We start from the raw sequence: 18,051 nt of genomic DNA on the forward strand, positions 1-18,051 counted from the left end.
AGTTTCGAATGGCATCGCACACAGATATCGAACATATATTCTATATTAGTGTATTCTGGGGTGGCGGCGCGGGTGGTGCACTCTGCCTGGCAGCTAGCTTGGTGTGGGGTTGATGAGGGAAGCATTGGCCCCACACCAACTGCATATGGGGCTGCTCTGAGCGGCGTAGTTCGAACTAGGCGTACTTCGACAAACTACGTTGAGGGGCGTCGCGGAGTCGCTCATTCTGGTTCGTCCCCTGTCAGTTCGATTCGGAACGGTCGATTCTGCAGTTCCCCTTGGCCGACCACGACGAGGCTGCGCGGTAACGGTTCGCACCGTCTGAATCTGGGTGACTTGTGTGCCGACTGCTATTGGTACTTGGGTTGTCGGCGGAAGCCCAAGACGCTGAGCGTCCCTATCTCTGGTTACTCTGCGCCATAAGATGTCCCGTGGGCATTCGTGTTCGGATGAAGGAGTGTTATGGGTGCGGCGTCGTGGCGATGGTTGATCGGGGTGACAGCTGTGATGCTTTCGGTGGCTGGATGTTCGGGTTCGGATTCTGCGTCCGATCCGGTCGTCTTCGGTACTGAGCAGGGGCTACCAGGTGCTGAAGGGACGTTGCCGTCACCAGAGCAGCAGGCTGGCACGCAAGCGGTGGCTGCGATTCCGAAGTACTTTTCTGAGCGCGTGGCAGTGGAGTCGGAACCTGGAGCGGACCTCGCCCGCCTGGATCGTGTGGCTGGGCAGCCAATGGTCGATGTGTTGCGGCGGGAGATCGAAGCTTGGCGAAGTGATGGTGTGGTGGGGAGCGGCGAAGTCAAGGTGATCGGGGCGACGGTATCGGAGGTTGTGGCACCGAAAGATGAGTTGGGTGCACCGATTCCGGGTAAGGCGACCGCTTCGCTTCGAGTTTGTGTGGATTGGTCCGAGTACGAGCGGAAGGGCCGTGACGGCGTCAGTGTGGAGAAGCCTGGTCGTCCTGACGCGATCTTGTCGAAGCCGTCGATGGAGAATTTGTCGTGGCCGGATCCAGCAGGCTGGAAGGTCAGTTTCGACCAAGTGTGGAACGACACCCCTAGATGTGATTCGCCGTGACGTTGGGTGCTCCGAGTTGTCGGGGCATTGAGGATGCGACGTCGCTATGGCTCTGGCCATGATGTGATGTAAGTTGCCCCCGGAGTTCACCCTGGCTCCGGGGGCTTTCGCATTTTTTCGGGGCCTTCGCTTCTCCGTCGTTGTTGCATTCTGTGCAGGTCACAGTCGTGCTACTGGGTGATGTGCGAGCCTTCTCCTGCATTGGGACTGCTCTGAGCGTCCATATGGCCCCTTATCTTTCTGCTTGTACCAGTGATGCGCTGTTGGTCCTAGCGGCGCCCAAGGAGCTGAAGGAAGCAGGGAGTCAGATGACGTTCGATCCGATTTCGATGATTGTCGCGGGATCCGCCGCTGTCGGTGCCGCAGCGGGTGGTGCTGGAGCAGCAGTGCCGCCTCCAGTGGTGGAGCAGGTTCAGCAGCAGGGCATTCAGGCCGTCGAAGCCGTAGCTCCACAAGTTCAGGAGTTCGTGGAAACGTATGTTCCGGAACCGCAGCAGCAGATCATCGATCAGGCCGTTGCGGAGATCGACGCGCAGCTTCAGCAGGCCGTGCCGGAGTTGCCTCTCGAGCCGGAACCAGCACCGGCTCCGGTGCCGCTGGGACCCGCTCCCACGCCAACCCCGGCGCCGGAACCAGCACTGGAGACCTCCGAATCGGCGGAAGTGCTCCCGCCGGCATATTCGCCGACAGGCGATGCCGCGCCGTCGCATATTCCCGCACACCACTGGCAGCCGGGTGCTTTGACGGCACCGAATTTGGTGTTCGATCCTGCGCATCCCCGGGATGTCGAGCTCGCCCATCGGATCATTGCCGAAGCGTTCAAAGCGATCGGTCTGCCCTACCAATGGGGAGGTGGTGCTGTTGATGGGCCGACCATGGGCGATGGCACCGGCGGCCCGAACCCGGGTTTCGACTGCTCTGCTCTGGTGCGATGGGCTGTGTATCAGGCCACCGGTGGTGCGGTGGAACTCCCGCGCACGTCTCAGATCCAGTACAGAGCGGGTGTGGCGATTCCGATGTCCGAGGCGCAGCCAGGGGACTTGCTGTTCGGCAACTGGCAGTCCGACGGTGCCAATCATGTGGCGATCTATCTCGGATCGGGCCGGATGATCGAGGCACCGCAGACCGGGCAGTTGGTGCAGATCAGTGATGTTCGTGCCGATATGGTTCCTGTCCGCATCAGCTGATCCACATCGGAGTGTGCGCAGAAGGACTTACGAGAGGAGGGCGATATGCCGACGGTGGCAACTGTTTTACCTACGCAGGTCGGCGTAGCGCGACGAGTTCGTGCGCTCATGGCGTTGGGGTGGCCTTCGGTCAGGCTCGCCCATGAGATCGGACTGCCGCAGATTGAAATTGAGGCTGCAGCCGCAGGGTTGCGTGTGCGGCCCGAGTCCGCCTTGCGGGTGGCTGCAGAGTTCACGCGCCTGGAGATGATTCCGGGGACGTCATCGATTGTCCGTGAGCGTGCCCGACGCTGCGGCTGGCAGGTTCCTTTCGACTGGGACGAAGATGCGATTGACGATCCTGCGGCATTACCTGTACGGCCGGATAAGGACGTGGTGGTCGACGACGTCGTGATTCATCGCATGATCGCGGGAATCGGGCCGGACTACGTTCGCCGGGTCGATCGCCGCGCCTACTGTGCCGAGCTGAGCAAGCGTGGATGTTCGGTCGATACTGTTTCGCGTTCCTTGAAAGTGTCGGGGGCCGTTGCCGCCCGGATGATTTCGCAGGTCCAGAGTGGGGACGATTCTCAGGCAGCGTAGTTGTCGACGGCATGAAACGCGTTGGGCGTCTCACTCTCGTGGGTGAGGCGCCCAATGTTGTTGTGTACACGGTTTTTTCCTTGTACCAGGGGCTCGGCTGAATACGGCTCTGTGAGTGTCCTGGGGTCCGGATAGCGTTCCTGGCACAGGCAACCCCGAGAGGATTGAAGGAATGGTAGTTCGGCCACAAACGTATGGCCGCGTACTGAGGGATCGGACAACGGAGGGGCCGATGGAGATAGAGGTGAGGGTTGGGATGCGTTGCAGGGAGTGTTTGTCCGAACGCAAATTTGATGGGGTGCTCGCATGATGAATCGCGATCTGATAGTGGTTGCCGTGACGACAACGGGGCGTGACCCACTGGTTCACAGCATCGTCGACGTCGCAGCAGTCAACACTCGGACTGGTCAGAGTTGGCAGATCGCCCGCCGGCTGACGGCCGCCGAAGTGGAGTCCTCGGATACCGACACGCTGAACTCGTTCGGATACACGCGTGAAAGCTTGCTCGAGCGCGCAGCAATCGCCGATGAAGTCGTTGCAGAGCAGTTGGCGGATCTGGCCGCAGGACTCCGCGGAAACACTGTCGGAGGTGCCTACCCCCAGTTCTCTGCGGCGTTCCTCGACCGTCTGCTGACCACTTCCGGCTATTCCGCCGCCTGGCATTATCGACTTGCCGAGATCGGTGCGTTGACGGCGGGAGCATTCGGCATGGAGCCGACGACGATTCCGAAGCTGTCTGTCTGTTGCCGCCTTTGGGGTATCCCGTTGGGGGACTTGAATACAGCATGGGGGTCGGCCTATGCGGCCGCACAGTGCTTTGACCGACTCAGTGAGTACGCAGGTAGCACCCCTCCTCCCCATCCGGAGGCGGGGAGGAGTAGCCAGTTGATGGTTGTTCCGGAACTCTCGGACGGTGAGAAATGAGGAGGGTCTCACAGTTGGGGACGGGGCCGCGGTTGCGGGCACGGCACGTGGTCGCCGTCTATCTCCTCGCTGCAGTGACAGTGCACCTGTTGGGCAGTCAACGGCGCTCACAGGAACTGGGGCAGTGGTCGCTTTGGCTGATCGAAGTACCTGTTGTCGTTGCCTTGGTGGCGTTCCTTGGCGTGTACTTCGTAAGGCGTGCTAGTTCGGCCCGGCCGGATTCAGCAGGCGAGGAAGAAGATGCCCGTTGATGCTGGTCGTGGTCCGGCGGTACCGCGTGGGTCGTCTCACTATCGCCAGTTCAGGTGCGGCCTGGCTTTGGGGCCGGACTACGTGATCGTGGCCTCGATTGGAAAGTGGTCCCCTCGAATGGCGCCGTCAGGGTGAAGCGGGACGTGCACGACTGCTGTCGTGATGCGAGCGTGGGCCGCCTGTTCGACGAAGACGTGGTCGAGTTGTCGGGGGTGCGTCGGGTTGCGTCGGTCCACAGCTCCTCGGGCGATCGGCCAGGTGGGGGTCCACCCGAAGGTGCAGTCGGTCCGAAGCGGGGGGCAGTCTACGAAGCCTGTTCTCTTGGCAATCTGGTCGAACGCGTGGGCCCCCGCTCCTCCCAGTGGTGCGCTGACTCGGTCAGCTCGGATCAGATTCCAGTCGCCACCAATGACGGCCAGGTCGTGGCCGGCCAACTGGCGCGTTGCGGAAAGTAGCGCGAGTGCGGCGCCGGGGTTGCCGGTGTAAGCATAGGTAGATCCGATGATCATCGGTTCTGGTGCGGATACTCGAGCGAGCACTGACATCCCGTAGTCGTCAAAGGGGTAAGCCGGGTGCTGGGGCCGCGCATCGAACACAATCGACCGCACCTCTACGTGCGGCGCGGTCAGTAGGCCAACGGCGCGTGCGCGCCCCTTCTTCGGCATCTGCGGGGAGAGAACGATGGTCCAGCCGATCTCTGCGGCCCAGCGTTGCCATACTTCGCGGTGGCGAGGTAGCACGTTCACCTCGCTCAGTCCGATTGCTGAATAGCGATCGGTCCAGCCCGCGGCCTCGATGGCGGGAATAGCGTTCTCTCCTGGAGCTAGGCCGCGGGTGTTCCACCACACTGCCCGTATGCTGTGCACCGAACTTCTTCCTCCATGTCTACCCATTGCGGCTCGTCGTCTGGCATATGGTCGCAGCCTGGTCTGACAGATTTGTGGGGGAGAGCTTGGGCGGCCCCGTATTAGGGACTAGCAGCGGTATTGTCGCTCTGATTCTTGCTCGCGCGGGGACCGGCTCAACTCAGGGGGACCCGCCCCATGCTTCGCTTTCGAGCGCCGTGAGCACGTGGCTGGCGTTACCGGTCTCGATTACGTCGATAGGCCGAGCACCACCGAGGAAGGCGTTTGAACTGATTAGCCAGTCTTCGGCAGCTTGGGTACCCCAGATCATGTGTGCGCGCGTCCGTATGTGGTTGAGGTCGATCGCTGCATGCGCTCTGTCCGACATCCGCCGTACCTCCTATTGACCTCATGCCGTTCGATTCCGACACTAGGGCGGTACCCATTCGAGCACCACCGTCATTGCGTGGTTCGGCCAGATCTGGTGGTAGCGGTCTAACCGGACAGAAATGTCACTGTGACGAAGTGTGGTTCGGTGGCTTCCTGGTCAGCTTGAACCTCGTTCGGCTCGTCATGCACAAATGTGGGGCGCACCGGCTCCGGTACGCCCCACATTTGTCGTTGTTGCCGCGAGTCGTTCTAGGCCGCGAACTCTCGCCCGCCGTTGTCGATCTGTGTACGGAAGTAGTTGACGAGTTCCTCTGCTCCTGTCCGGCCGGACCCGTTGATGGGGGAGGTGGCATAGGAGTTGTGGGTGTCGACAGCGAGGAATGTCGCGTAGTTGAGTACCTCGTCCAGTACACGTCCTGGGGTCAGCTCGTCGGCCATCCTATTGAGCATGGGGAACTGATCCAGTGGTAGTGCGCGAAGGGTTTTACGCACTGCGTTGTTGAGTTGGCCGACCAGCTTTCCTAGGTCCATGGGTAGTGCGGCGTAGTTTTGCATAGCCGCATTGGCGGAGATCCGCGTTACGGTTGCGCCGATTGCTGCGTACTCGTTGATGGGCAGCTTCGACACAACGTCTCCGACGGTCTTCGCTACCTCGGAGGCGAAGGCAATGACTTTCGGTGCCAGGTCGGCGACGATTCCTGGAATGGCAACAATATCGCCACGTGCTGCAGCGTCAGAAAGGTGTGCGATGGCGTCGGCGAGTGCTGCGGTGTCAGAGCCTGGCACCGCCTTTCCTGCAACCTCTGCACTGAGCTGTGACACCTGAGTGGACAGGTCTAGTGCCAGCTGTGGCAGGGCCGCGAGGTTTCCCTGCTTCACGCTGGTGTTGAGTTCAGCGAGCGTCGATGTCATCGGCACTCCGTCGATTCCGAGGAGTGTGGTGACAACGCCTGCGACTGACTTGACGGGGTCTTGGGCGTCGATTCGAGAGCCTAGTGAGCCGAGGAACTGTGTTCCGATGCTGTCGTCGGGCGTGTTGCAGTAGAGGTCCTCGTCGGTGCAGACGTGGGCGGCGATGTCATTGAGTTCCCCGAATCCTCCGGGTCGTGGGCCGGCGAACCCGACGCCGGTTGTGGGAGCGCCGAGTGCTTTTCCAACCCCCTTTTGTGTGCCGGGGTCGGACATCAAGCCAACGGCGAACATTCGGTTGGCGGGCACTGGTCCTTCGCCACGGCCAATGAGGCCGGCCAGATCGCCGGCCGCGTCTGCTCCTTGTGAGAATCCGGTGAGGCCGAACTGGGTGTCGGGGCACTCGGCGGCGCGGTCCGCGATTTCCTTCGATGCGACGTCGATCGCCTGTTTCTTACTGGTGCCGTACGTCTCCGCTTTGTCGTTGACTATGAGCGACATGTAGGGGGTGTACCAGCTCTGGAATGTGGCGGCGTCGTACTGCTGTTCCAGAGGCTCGGTAACGTTCGACAGCTGTCCAACTGCGTCATTCGGGTCGGCGGATTCTGAGGTTTCCGTCGTGCCAGGTATCGAAATCAGAAGATTTCCTGGACAACGGGGTGCAGGCTCGGTGCGGTTCGCGGTGGCGGCTGGGACGGTGGCAATTCCGATAGCAAGAGCACCAACGGTGGCGGGGATGAGCAGTCGTTTGAGATTCGTTCTCGCACTCATTTACGTGTCCTGTCTCGATTTCCGTCAGCTTGCAAGGGTCAGTGGTGGCGTGAGTGTTCGACTGTTGGCGTGTATTCGGCGGGCCTTCTTCTTCGGCTTAGCGATGTCCAAGGCGTCGCATACGGAGGTTTGGACGGCAGCAACTGTGCGGTGTAGTCGTTGCCTGAGTGCGCTTGGGGAGAGGTGGAAGCGGTCTGCCAGTGCGTTGAGGTCCGCGCCTTCTTCCGTGAGGTATGCGAGTCGAAGGAGGGTGCAGTCGAGGGCTGATATGACATCGGTCCGTACCGCCCAGCGCAACAGTTTGTCTGCGTCGTCTTCGGACGAGGTCAAGGCGCCCTCGTCCGTTGGGGCAAAGCTTGACAGAATTTCTGTGTCGACTGGAAACGTTTCGACTGAGATCGAGGGCTGGGTAATGATCCCCAAGGTTTGGAGACTTAGCGCGCCCGCGACACTATTTCCGGTGCCTTTGAAGGTGGCGATGACCTCCAGGAAAGCCGACACGGTGATGGATGCTCGTTCAGCGTGCGTGCTGGGGTCGTTGCGGCCTTCGTGAACGTGTCGAGTCAGCCTGCGCAGTTTCGGAACCATGAGGGTCAGAAGTGCTTGTCCGGCCAACTGTGAGCCGCACTGATGCAATGTCAACAGTGCTGAGAACAGTGTGTCCGGCGAAGTCTTACTCATTACCGACAGATCTGCTGGCGCTGAGATGGGGCTCAGCGCTGGAAATTCCGTACGCCACCGCGCGAGCTCGTTGGCAGTCGTGGTGGCGTCGCACACGCGCGCCCAGTCATCGAGGATCCGGCGGAAGACGGAATCTGTTGTGTCGAGATAGGTGACGTATGACGGGGAATTCAGGGCGTCTGTGGTGGCGTCCACGTCGAGCTCCTCAAGCAGGTGGCATTGGTCTGCTGAGCAGGAAATCAAACGCTTATAGCCATCTAGCTGCGCGTTCTTATCACCGGTCGGGGTGCCGGTTATCACCGAAAGCTCGGAGAACTCGCATTCGACTTCGGCGAAGTCGCCGCTTGTCGACACGTCCGTGTCGGTGTCGGTCGGATCGGAAGCATGCATCGGAATACACCTCTCCAGGTGGATGGCGCGATGGTTTCGGTCGCGCTCGCAGAAGGACGATCAGGCAGACCGTAACGCCAGGGCAGGACGCCGCCGGCACGTTCCGGTCGTGAGCGGTGAGCTATCGCAGGAGGTTCGTCCCCGTCTGACCTGCGCTGCGTCAGTGACGGGTCGAGGTTCCACGCAGTCCACAGATTCCTCGTTCGGCGATGTCACAGACGCCGAAATTTCGGATCTATCTACGGGTAGAGGCAACAACACCACGATCACCGGAGGACTCGATGCCCGCATCCGAATCAATCGACAGCGCCGACGCCGACCGTCTGCGTGATGCTGCTTTCGTATTCGGAACCCAGGCCGCAATTCGCGCCGCAGTCGAGGAACTGTCGTCGAATCCCCTCGACCCGGACTGTGGCGCGCGCGTCCGCCTTTTGTTGGGGGAGACATCCGCGGCGGCACGCAGCGCGTTACGCCGGATGGAGTTGGAGCAGGCGGCAACGACGTCCAACCGGCTGCATCTCGTGTCGTTGATTCCGGAAGGGCAGGTAGGCACCTGATGAAGTTTTCGTTTCTGAATCGCCGGCCGCGTACTGAATCTCCGAGCGAGCAGTGGACCGGGAAGCAGGACCTCATCACCAAGTCGATGAGATACAGCCTGTTCGGTGCCATCGCAGCCGGACTGATGGCGTTCCTGATGATCATCTTCGGAGTAGGGGGCGCCGCTCCGTCTGCGCCCGCACAGAAAGCTGGGCCGACAATTGATCCGCAAGGACAGGCGGTCGCGTCGGACCTGGCTCAGGAGTTCGTGGTCACCTGGCTACAAGCAAAGAACGGTGAAGAAGCATCGCTTGCTGCTTTCGTCCGGACGGACGGACTGCGCCTTCCGTCGACACCCGCGTTCTCAGCTACCGATCCACGCGTGGCCGGCATCGAAGAAGCCAAGCCGGTAGCGGCGGTCAAGGCTGGCGTTGCCGCCGACGGCAAGCCGGTTCGCGACGACCGAAAGGTCTTCACGATCACGGTGTCGGTGTCGGTCGCAGATGCAGGCGACCAGGCAGCGGCACCCGAGCGCCGATTCTTTGCGGTACCCGTCATGATCACTGACGAGAGTGCGGCGCGAGCAATAGCGATTCCTTCTCCAGTGCCCGCCCCGCGAACAGGTGACGACGTCACACTGGGCTACCGCTACCGGGTCTCGGCCAATCATTCCGTCGCAGTCTCCGCGCAGCAGTTTCTGGCGGCGATGACGTCTGGGGAGGGGGAGGTTTCTCGCTATACGACTCCAGGCTCGAGTCTGCGCGCGATCAATCCGGCCCCGTACTCGGGCGTCAAGTTGCTCGACGTTGCATCGGATACGGACTTCAATTCAGCCGGGTCTGAATCGGTGCCCAAGGATGGCGACCGAGCGCGACTTCTCACTACTACCGAACTGGCGGTGTCAGCAGGAGAGCGCACCACGGCGCAGTACGCGCTGACCGTTACTGCCCGCGGGGGTCGCTGGGAAGTGTCCGCCATCGATGCCCAACCGTTGTTGCCGGATCCGCGATCCACGTCGGGTTCGTCTGCGATATCAACCTCCCCGACCGCCCCGAGCTCCGAATCGTCCGTCCCATCTACCGGCTCATCCACCACCCCGTCATCAGTGAACTGAAATCGAAAGGGAACCCCATCATGTCCGTTGCAGCTCAGGCGGCAGACCCCGTAGTTGCCCAGGGTGTCATCCAGTGGGTCAACGACAAGTCCCAAGAGACCGCCGATACCACCCAGGTTGTCGTCTTCGCGGTGTCGTTGATCGGCATTGTGATTGTCGCCGTGATATCACGCTTCGCCATGGCCAAGATCTTCGGTGCGCTTTTCGTCGCTGCTCTTCTCAACTGGGGCGTCCACAACATCACGGATGTCTCCGACAAGGTGCAAGAGGAAGTCAGCTCCATGTCGGTGTCCGCGACACACGGGCATGCATCCGTCGACCCGACTTACGTCACCTGAGCACGCAGAGCGTGATGCATTGTGAGTGAGGACAACAAGGCGCGAAGCATCGCCAAGACCTACACCAGGGCCCGCAAGTTCCCACAGTTGATCGGAACGACACCCGACGGCCAGCGACTTCCGCTCGGTCCCTACACCTACACGCAGTTCATCGGCGCAGGTGTGGTGGGCGTCGTGCTGTGGCAGACCACAGGTTTGTGGGCTACGGGGTCGTTCATCCGCAACTTCATGGTCTTCGCCGTGATTATGGGGTTCACGGTGTGGGGATTGGGTCGGCTTCCGCTTGGCGGCCGAAATCCGCTGTCGATGGTGCACGGTGTGGGCAAAGCACTCAGCGGCGGTGTCCAGGCCCCGAAGGTGAGTGGGCTCGTCCCTCGCCAGCCGAGGCCGCGCGCTATGAGCGGTGACGTTCTTGTCCTCGATTTCGCCTTGCCACTGCAAGAACCAGCAACCACCGATGACTCTCGTAGCCATTCCCGCGTCCGAGACCGGTTGCCGAGGTCGGAAAAGATCCGCCGGCGCCTCATCCTTCACAGTTCCAGTCCGAGGCATCACTACGACCCTGACGCGATCCCAGAGTCTGCCGATCGCCCCTCTCCACCGACCAACGCCGACAGGCTCATCGCGATGGCCGCAGCGTCGCGATCGACCCGAGAAGAGGTCTGACAATGCTGCAACAACCCAACCTCGTCGTACACGAGAACCTGAGATGGACCCGCTCGGGAGTCGTCTGGGCAGACTTTATTCTCACCGGAATCCCATACGGATACCGACCGACTTCGGACAAGGAACTCGCTCGGACAATGCACAAGATGCTTCTTCGTGCCTTGTCCGGCGAGGCACTGTTGCTGGGCGTGTGCGCCGGTCTGAATCCCTATGCGGTAGTGCAACGAATGACTGCCGGCGTAGACCTCGATGCCCATCCTGACTGGGAGGCCGAGTGCGAAGCCACGGTCGCCACACTCGAAGCGTATGGCCCAGGTCGTCGCATCTACTGGTTGTCGGTCCCCCTGTCGAACAAGGGTTGGAAGGAACAGCTTCAGGCGGCATGGTCTGCGTCGGTCACTTCGGTGACCGACCAGATCGGGATGAGTCGCAAGCCGCCATCCTTGGAGGAAATCGAGCATCGTCGAGCGCAGGCGCAGCTGGTCGCGAACGATATTCCCGCCTACTTCAGCCCGACCCCGGCGACCCCCGCGCAGATCGTTTGGCTTCACCAGCATTCGTTGCAACGAGGCCTCGGCTTGGACGAGAACCTCCCCACCGGATTCGGAGAGCACCCGCCCAAGACCAAAGCCTCGTTTGCAGCTGCCCGCCTCGATGAAGGGGCGAGATCGGACCAGCAGGAAGAGAAGGGCTTCTGGAGGTCTAAGGCGCCAAGCCTGCGGCGGATCGTCAAGGTCGACCAGCCGTGGAATGTCTCTGACCCGCCGGCAAGCTATCAGGCGGTACTTGCGCTCGCTGACCTGCCGTCGGGGGGCGCGGTGTTTCCGGGAGCGGACTACTACAGCCTCGCCGACAGTATCGAGAATGCAGACATCGACTGGGCGATTCGTTTCAAGATCCGCAGTTCGGAAGAGGTTCGGAAAAAGAACCAACGGGCCCTGATCAACCTCAACGAACAGTACAACCAGCGCGAGGGAGAGCTCTCGCACAGTCACGGAGTTCTCGACAACGCTGCCGAAGACCTTGCCGAGTACGCGGCGAAAATGGAGTCCGATTCGATGGAGGTGGAGGTCGAGTCCACCTCGATGTTCATCGTGGGGTCGGACACGGCCAAGGGGGCCGAGACTCTCTCGCGCGCGTTGGCCAAGCTGTTCGAGGGTTCGAGCTACAAATTGGTGGCGCCGTTGGGCTTTCAAGAGGATCTCTGGTGCTCCGCAAACCCCGGGTACTCGACGCCGAAGATTGTCAACGAATTCAAGCAGATCACCACTTCTTCGGACTTCTCTGCGTATGTGCCGTGCACCCACAACGATCTCGGAGACTCGATGGGACCGTTGATCGGATTGAACATCACCACGGCTCGCATCGGCGTCGTGCACCACGATGTTGCGTCGAAATCTGCGGGTGCGGACGTGGCGGGATCCTTCGGCGCCAGCGGAAATCTGGGATCTGGAAAGTCGGTGCTCCTCAAGTCGATCATCGGCGACTTCGTTGATCGTGGCGGAAAGACCGTAATCGTCGACCACACCGAGGCCGGCGAATACGAAATCTTCGCTCGGACAATCACAGATGCCACGATTGCGAGTTTGTCCAACCCGGAATGGAGTATGGACCCCTTGCGCATCTTCGATCCCCACAAGGGAGCGGAGGTGGCAGCGACGTTCTTGATGCCACTTCTGCAGATGCAGCCCGATGATGACCACGGGGTGACGTTGGCGATGGCTCTCGACCCTGAGTACAGGCGCAAGCACGGGTTGATCGAAACCGGGTTGCCTGGCTTGCTCGATCACTTGGCGAGCGACGATTGTGAGCTGAAACGACATGAGGAAGTAGCGAACAAGCTGCGTGTGTACGCGTCAAAATCGTTCGCTGCGGCGATGTTCCGCCGTGATTTACCTGTCTTGGACAGTCGGTCTCCGGCGATCGTATTCCGAACCGAATCGGTGAAGCTGCCTTCGCAGAACGAACTCACTCACAACCACCTGTTCAAGCAGATGAGCCTCGAAAAGCGTTTCGGACGTGCGGCATACACACTGATCGGACTCATCGCCCGAGAAATCTGCTTCGGGTCACCCCACCCTGCTTTGTTCGTCCTCGACGAGTGTCACCGCATGACCAGATCAGAAGAGGGCCTCGACATCGCAATCGAGTTCCTGAAGGAAGGGCGAAAGGAGAACGCGTTCATCGGGTTGGCATCCCAAGATGCGCTCGAGGGCATGGGCAACGAGACCCTGCGAGGCCTGATCCCCACCCGGTTCGGGATGAGGCAAACGGACAAGAACCTCGCGAGAAACGAACTTGCGTTCCTCGACCTCGATTCGAGCGATCCGGATCTGCTCAAGGAACTCACCGAACACACGTCACCAGTGGCAGGCCACGATCCCAAAACAGGAAAGGAGTACGTCGAGCCGCATAGGCGAGGTGAGGGGTATATGCGCGATGTGTACGGCAACATCGGCCGAATCAAAGTTCTTTTGCCCTCCGACCCGCATAGGGCTGCTGCCGTCCTCACCACTCCGGAATCCAAGCGGGAGTTGGTGGACGCATGAAGAGTGACACGGCGGGCGGAGCGGCGACGCACGTATCGGTGCGCCGTGCCCTTCGCACGCTCATTGTTGGCATCCTCAGAGCGACTATTCCTGCCTCCTGGCGGCGCACTGTTGTGCGAGCTACGAAGCCGACGGCGCAATGGATGTGGGCTACTCGTTGCCGACGAGTGGCTACCAGGGTCGTTGCTGGCTGGCACCTGATAGGTGCGATCTTGCTCCTGACGTCGTTACCCGCGCGTGCAGACACCTCCGCGGGGGTGCCAGGGTCGGTCATCTTCCAATGGATGGAGGTCAACGACAGCCACGGAATATCGGTGTGGAAGTACTTCATGTCGATCGACGAGGGCAGCGCTCGACACCCGACCTATCCCGTGTACTCGATCCTGATCAGCATTGAATACGACCTATACCGCACATACACGACCGTAGCCATTTGGTTCATGGGCTGGGCGTTGTCCTTCGAGTGGCTTCAGATGCTGATCGAACCCGTGCGTACTCTCGGCGAAGCACTGACATCGATCACCGACCAGATGAACCTGACTTCGACATTTCTGGTGATTGCCGCTGCAATTATCGGTTTGTGGGTATTGAAAGGCCGCTACACGACAGGGATCTACGAGCTGATGGTCTCGTGCGCCGTCGCCGCTCTCGCGGTAGGTGTTCTCTCGAATCCAGTCGAACGAATCGCAGGCACCGACGGGATGATCATGCAAACCCGCGATGCCGCCCTTCAGTTGGGCGCGGGTTTGGCCAACGGTGGGGATACCGACGGGGACCCAGACCGACTCGTCAACTCTCTCAAGGGAGAGATGGCGGATACCTTCATCCGTCAACCCACCCAACTGATGAACTTCGGTCGAGTGCTCGACACCGAACCTGACGGGGCGAAGTGTGTCGAAGCCTGGGACGCCGGACACGAGGACGATCCAGGAAACACCAAGGACACCCTCAAAGACAACATCGCCGGGTGTGGTGGTGAGGGCGCGAAACAGATGAAGGACTACGCAGACCACCCAGGCCCCGGGCAGATCATTGCCGGGTTGGTGTTGATTCCCGGCGGATTCATCGTGCTGATCTTCGGAGTCCTGATGGCCGGTGCCCTGATCGCCGCAGTGGGTTCGGCGCTGGTGAGCGCCCTGAAAATGATTCCTGGGCTGGTGGTGGGCATCCTGCCCGGAGTAGGCCGCGGCTCACTGCTGAAAAGTATGGCAACCGTGGTGATGTCATTGGTGATCGTCGTTTTCGCGATCCTCTTTCTGGTGGGATATCTCGTCGTCATCCGTTCGTTCTTCGACGGAAACGGCGACCATCTGACGAAGAAGTTCATGTTCGTCGACATCGTATTGATCGTCGGAATAGTCATGTTCCGTCGCGCGCTCAAGCAACTACGAAAGGTGTCGGACGCATTGGCTGCGAAGATGGCCACCCGTCCTGGCGCCTCACCGACTGCGATACCACGCGCCACCCCGTCTGCCTCTCCCATCCAGACCGCCGCATATGGGATGCATGTTGGAAAGCACGCGTGGTCCGGCGGCAAGAAGCTTGGACAGACGGCGTTCAACGGCGCCAGGGCGGCAACGACAACCGCCAAGGCCGCCACGCCTGTCGGTGCCACCGCGGCAGTGGTGGGCAAGGTCGTGCAAAAGCGTAGTGAAGCCAAGCAGCAGGAAAAGTGGTCGAAGGACGACAGTTACACCGACGCCCCCAAAACGCCTGCCGAGGCCGTGAATTCCTCCGCGATCGCGAAGAAGATCGAGGAAATGGGGGGATCGTCTGCAGTTGGAGTACCAACGAAGACCTCGAAGCCGGCACCCAAGAACCCGCGGACCCCGACCACATCGGGACCGAAGGTGGGCCCGAAGGCAGCCACCCCCACTGGCATTCTGCGAAACTCTGATGTCGCGAAACCGGGAATCAAGAAGCCTGTGACGTCTGTGCCAGCTCAGAATCCTGTTGCCGGGCGGGGCCAAGTTCGTGTGTCGAAGCAGGGCGTACAGGTGGGCCCTGATGGTTCGAATTATCGGGAGTTCGGCACACCCGGCGGTAAGTCGATCCTGCTGCCGGTGAACCAGAGACAGCGTCCGCACTCGTCCACCGGCGCTGCTTCTGGGAAAGCGGCAGGAAGCCAGGCACCGCAGTCTCGGGTACCGAGATCCCAGCCAGTGCGAGCGCGGCCGGCCGAGGTCACTCCGCCGCGCCGCCGCTAGATCATGACAACGAAAAAGTGGGCGGCTCTGGTCGCCGTGGTCGTCGTCGTTGCAGCTTCCTTCATCATCTGGGTTCCGCTGATGACCATGTCGATCTTTTCGTCTGATCCGGGATCGAGTTGCCTAGGTGCGGGCTCAAATCCGCCGGCGGGCGCTGAAGTGGCTCCGACAGACCCGAGTGTGCTCGGTGAGGTCCAACGTAGACATGCGCGAACGATCGTGGCAGTTGGCGAGCAAATGGGTATTCCGGAGAACGGGATTGTGGTTGCCCTGTCGACAGCCCTACAAGAATCAGGATTGCGCATGTTGGCGAACGACGGATCGGATCCCCGGCTAGGGCCCGATCAGCAGGATGTCTCGCGGTCGCTGCAGTTTCCAAACGATGGCGTCGGCCGCGATCACGGCAGTGTGAACTTCATGCAGCAGCAATATCCGTGGTGGGGAACACTCGAGGAACTGATGAACCCGCAGATCGCGTCGATCAAATTCTACGAAGCATTGGCAAAGGTGCCTTCCTGGGAGTCGATGCCAGTCACCGTCGCGGCGCAAACCGTGCAGCAGTCGCAGTTTCCTGAGGCTTACGCCGACGACGAGATCATGGCTCGCCAACTGTATGCCGAACACCGTGGATCGAGCGCCGACGCACCGCCGTTGCCGAACGGCGGCGGGCAAGTGTCGGCTGATGAGGGGTACGACCTGGCTGCCTCAGAAGTGCTGTGCGGTGGCGGTGAGGCAATGAACTGCGCTCCCACCGGCAATGCCGCCGAAGAAGGGTTGACACCGGATGCTCTTCGAGTCATGCGCTGCATAACGCAAAATTTCGGCGACCGCCCATGGGCCAATGTTGGAGAGCGACCATCGGGAGTCGACAGAGACCACCAAGAAGGGCGTGCTGTCGACGCAATGATGACCGAACATGACGACGACTATCGGACCCCGCAAGGACGCAAGAAGGGCGACGAGATCGCGAACTTTGTCGTCGAGAACGCCGACGCGCTCGGCGTCAACTACGTCATCTGGTACGAGAAGATCTGGACGCGAAACGGTGATGGAGTCGGCTCGCCGGGATCATGGGCCGCTTACGACTATCCGCTGGGTGGAAACAGCACAGATACCGTCGCGCACCGTGACCACGTGCATGTGAGCGTGTACGGAAACTCGGCTACGGGATCGTCGCCAGGCATGGTGGGCGACGGCAACGCGCGTCTGCCGGTCGACCCCGGGAAGTACACGATCTCGTCCGGGTATGGATCTCGGGACAATCCGACAGGATCTGGAGCTCAGTTTCATGCGGGATTGGACTTCGCCGCCCCCGGCGGCACCCCGATCTTTGCCACCAACGGTGGAACGGTTACAGAAGCCGGTAACGCGGGCGACGGATACGGCAACAAGGTCGTTATCACCAATGGCAACACCAGCGTGCTGTACGGCCACCAGATAGACGGCGGAATCAAAGTTCGTCCTGGTGATGTGGTCGAAAGTGGGGCGGAAATCGGTGCCGTAGGAAGTACCGGTGACTCGTCGGGTGACCACCTGCACTACGAAGTTCGGATCGATGGGAAGAGCACGGACCCGGTGCCGTTTCTGCAGAACCAAGGACTCAAGGCGTGACAAGGAGCGGTGATAACGATGGCTACTCGGCCCCCGGAAGGTGACTTCACCAGCGATGGTGATGACAAGAAGGAGCCGGATCGCGGTCCGGTTCATGCGATGTTGCACTGGACGAGGCACCATCCTGTGGCGGCGGTTCTCATTGTCGTCGCCGTTGGCTGGTTGCTTTATACCTTGGTTTTAGCCAGACCTTCATCAGATAGTGGTGAGGCAAGTGACGGCACGTCGGCGACGTTTGCGCCCATGGAAACGGCACCTTTGACCACTGAACAGGACTCCCGCGCGACGGGCGATCCACACGGACATGAACCGATGGGGCCTGCCCGCCAGTACGAGCTTGTTGCTCGTGCTTTTGCACAAGATTTCGGAAACAGTGCGCCGGGCTGGTGGGACCGGGTCAGCCGATGGACGGTTCCAGCGCTCTCTGATGCGTACCGAACAACCAACCCTGACCGAGTGAGTGAAGGCACGTTGGAGGAGCTGGTCGAGCATTCAGTGGGCGCGTCGGTCGCGGACTTCGTGGCGCGCTACGACACTGGAATGGACGTCGGGATCAGGGTGGAGTTCGTGGACGACGAGTGGAAGGTGACGAGCTGTGTTCCCATGAAAACCGCGTACTGAGGCGCGCTAACCAGGGGCCTTTGTATCTGCCGGACGGCAGATACAAAGGCCCTTTTTGTGCGATGAGCAGTGGGTGGCTATCGACCTACCGGGTGACGGGGTGTGCTCGAACGGAATCTGAACTACTGCGAGAGGCTCCGCAGTGAAGAGGTGTTCAGCGTGCGGTGATAAGAAGACTTTGCCCCGTAAGGGGGGTGTTCGCTCCGTCCTTCGATCTCTTCGTTCCTCAGTCGGAGCGTACCCGCCCTGTCAAGGGGTGGCGGTGGACTTGTATGTAGGTTCCACGATTCCGTGTCGGTTTCCAGATTTCGTGTCGGTGCCGTGTCGGTTTCCGGATTTCGTGTCGGTTGGGACGACACTTGAGCCATGGCGTGGACCGATGAGGTCGAAGTCAGATATG

General features: G+C 60.7%; 16 protein-coding genes. 12 read left to right on the forward strand and 4 right to left on the reverse strand.

Features of this window, described 5'->3' with window-relative positions; translation table 11 throughout:
* The first annotated feature begins 462 nt into the window (after positions 1–462).
* From ACZI8R_RS19350 to ACZI8R_RS19365, 4 genes are all read left to right on the forward strand, one after another.
* The gene (locus ACZI8R_RS19350) at positions 463–1,077 is read left to right on the forward strand and encodes a hypothetical protein (protein WP_463381289.1); all 615 of its coding nucleotides are present in this window, start codon (positions 463–465) and stop codon (positions 1,075–1,077) included.
* A gap of 308 nt (positions 1,078–1,385) precedes the next feature.
* Positions 1,386–2,264 carry a C40 family peptidase gene (locus ACZI8R_RS19355; RefSeq protein ID WP_463381290.1) on the forward strand — a complete coding sequence of 293 codons (879 nt, stop codon included), beginning with the start codon at positions 1,386–1,388 and terminating at the stop codon, positions 2,262–2,264.
* A gap of 45 nt (positions 2,265–2,309) precedes the next feature.
* Positions 2,310–2,846, forward strand: a complete 537-nt coding sequence (locus tag ACZI8R_RS19360; protein WP_463381291.1) for a hypothetical protein — start codon at positions 2,310–2,312, stop codon at positions 2,844–2,846.
* A 306-nt stretch (positions 2,847–3,152) separates the two neighbouring features.
* Entirely contained in the window at positions 3,153–3,770 is a 618-nt protein-coding gene (locus tag ACZI8R_RS19365) for a hypothetical protein (protein ID WP_463381292.1), read from the forward strand.
* A gap of 329 nt (positions 3,771–4,099) precedes the next feature.
* On the opposite strand, the gene ACZI8R_RS19370 is transcribed toward ACZI8R_RS19365, so the two are convergent.
* The 4 genes from ACZI8R_RS19370 to ACZI8R_RS19385 all read right to left on the reverse strand — a co-directional run bounded on the left by ACZI8R_RS19370 (position 4,100) and on the right by ACZI8R_RS19385 (position 8,008).
* Positions 4,100–4,870: an endonuclease/exonuclease/phosphatase family protein gene (locus ACZI8R_RS19370; RefSeq protein ID WP_463381293.1), complete on the reverse strand. Its 771-nt coding sequence runs from the start codon at positions 4,868–4,870 to the stop codon at positions 4,100–4,102.
* A gap of 178 nt (positions 4,871–5,048) precedes the next feature.
* Entirely contained in the window at positions 5,049–5,255 is a 207-nt protein-coding gene (locus ACZI8R_RS19375) for an antitoxin Xre/MbcA/ParS toxin-binding domain-containing protein (RefSeq protein WP_463381294.1), read from the reverse strand.
* A gap of 251 nt (positions 5,256–5,506) precedes the next feature.
* Positions 5,507–6,667: a cutinase family protein gene (locus tag ACZI8R_RS19380; RefSeq protein ID WP_463381295.1), complete on the reverse strand. Its 1,161-nt coding sequence runs from the start codon at positions 6,665–6,667 to the stop codon at positions 5,507–5,509.
* 294 nt (positions 6,668–6,961) lie between these two features.
* Positions 6,962–8,008 carry a hypothetical protein gene (locus ACZI8R_RS19385; RefSeq protein WP_463381296.1) on the reverse strand — a complete coding sequence of 349 codons (1,047 nt, stop codon included), beginning with the start codon at positions 8,006–8,008 and terminating at the stop codon, positions 6,962–6,964.
* A gap of 281 nt (positions 8,009–8,289) precedes the next feature.
* On the opposite strand from ACZI8R_RS19385, the gene ACZI8R_RS19390 reads away from it, so the two are divergent.
* From ACZI8R_RS19390 to ACZI8R_RS19425, 8 genes are all read left to right on the forward strand, one after another.
* On the forward strand, positions 8,290–8,565 hold the full coding sequence (locus tag ACZI8R_RS19390) for a hypothetical protein (RefSeq protein ID WP_463381297.1): 276 nt from the start codon (positions 8,290–8,292) through the stop codon (positions 8,563–8,565).
* Entirely contained in the window at positions 8,565–9,659 is a 1,095-nt protein-coding gene (locus tag ACZI8R_RS19395; RefSeq protein WP_463381298.1) for a conjugal transfer protein, read from the forward strand. The genes ACZI8R_RS19390 and ACZI8R_RS19395 overlap by 1 nt, the downstream gene beginning before the upstream one ends.
* 20 nt (positions 9,660–9,679) lie before the next feature.
* Positions 9,680–9,997 carry a hypothetical protein gene (locus ACZI8R_RS19400; protein WP_463381299.1) on the forward strand — a complete coding sequence of 106 codons (318 nt, stop codon included), beginning with the start codon at positions 9,680–9,682 and terminating at the stop codon, positions 9,995–9,997.
* 21 nt (positions 9,998–10,018) lie between these two features.
* The gene (locus ACZI8R_RS19405; RefSeq protein ID WP_463381300.1) at positions 10,019–10,663 is read left to right on the forward strand and encodes a hypothetical protein; all 645 of its coding nucleotides are present in this window, start codon (positions 10,019–10,021) and stop codon (positions 10,661–10,663) included.
* Between the two features lie 146 nt (positions 10,664–10,809).
* The gene (locus ACZI8R_RS19410; protein ID WP_463381301.1) at positions 10,810–13,212 is read left to right on the forward strand and encodes an ATP-binding protein; all 2,403 of its coding nucleotides are present in this window, start codon (positions 10,810–10,812) and stop codon (positions 13,210–13,212) included.
* Positions 13,213–13,496: 284 nt separating this feature from the next.
* The gene (locus tag ACZI8R_RS19415) at positions 13,497–15,419 is read left to right on the forward strand and encodes a hypothetical protein (RefSeq protein WP_463381302.1); all 1,923 of its coding nucleotides are present in this window, start codon (positions 13,497–13,499) and stop codon (positions 15,417–15,419) included.
* A gap of 303 nt (positions 15,420–15,722) precedes the next feature.
* Positions 15,723–17,030 carry a M23 family metallopeptidase gene (locus ACZI8R_RS19420; RefSeq protein WP_463381303.1) on the forward strand — a complete coding sequence of 436 codons (1,308 nt, stop codon included), beginning with the start codon at positions 15,723–15,725 and terminating at the stop codon, positions 17,028–17,030.
* 18 nt (positions 17,031–17,048) lie between these two features.
* Complete coding sequence (locus tag ACZI8R_RS19425) at positions 17,049–17,651, forward strand: hypothetical protein (protein ID WP_463381304.1); 603 nt, start codon at positions 17,049–17,051, stop codon at positions 17,649–17,651.
* The last annotated feature ends 400 nt before the right edge of the window (positions 17,652–18,051 follow it).

It is taken from the genome of Rhodococcus huquni, assembly GCF_055231055.1.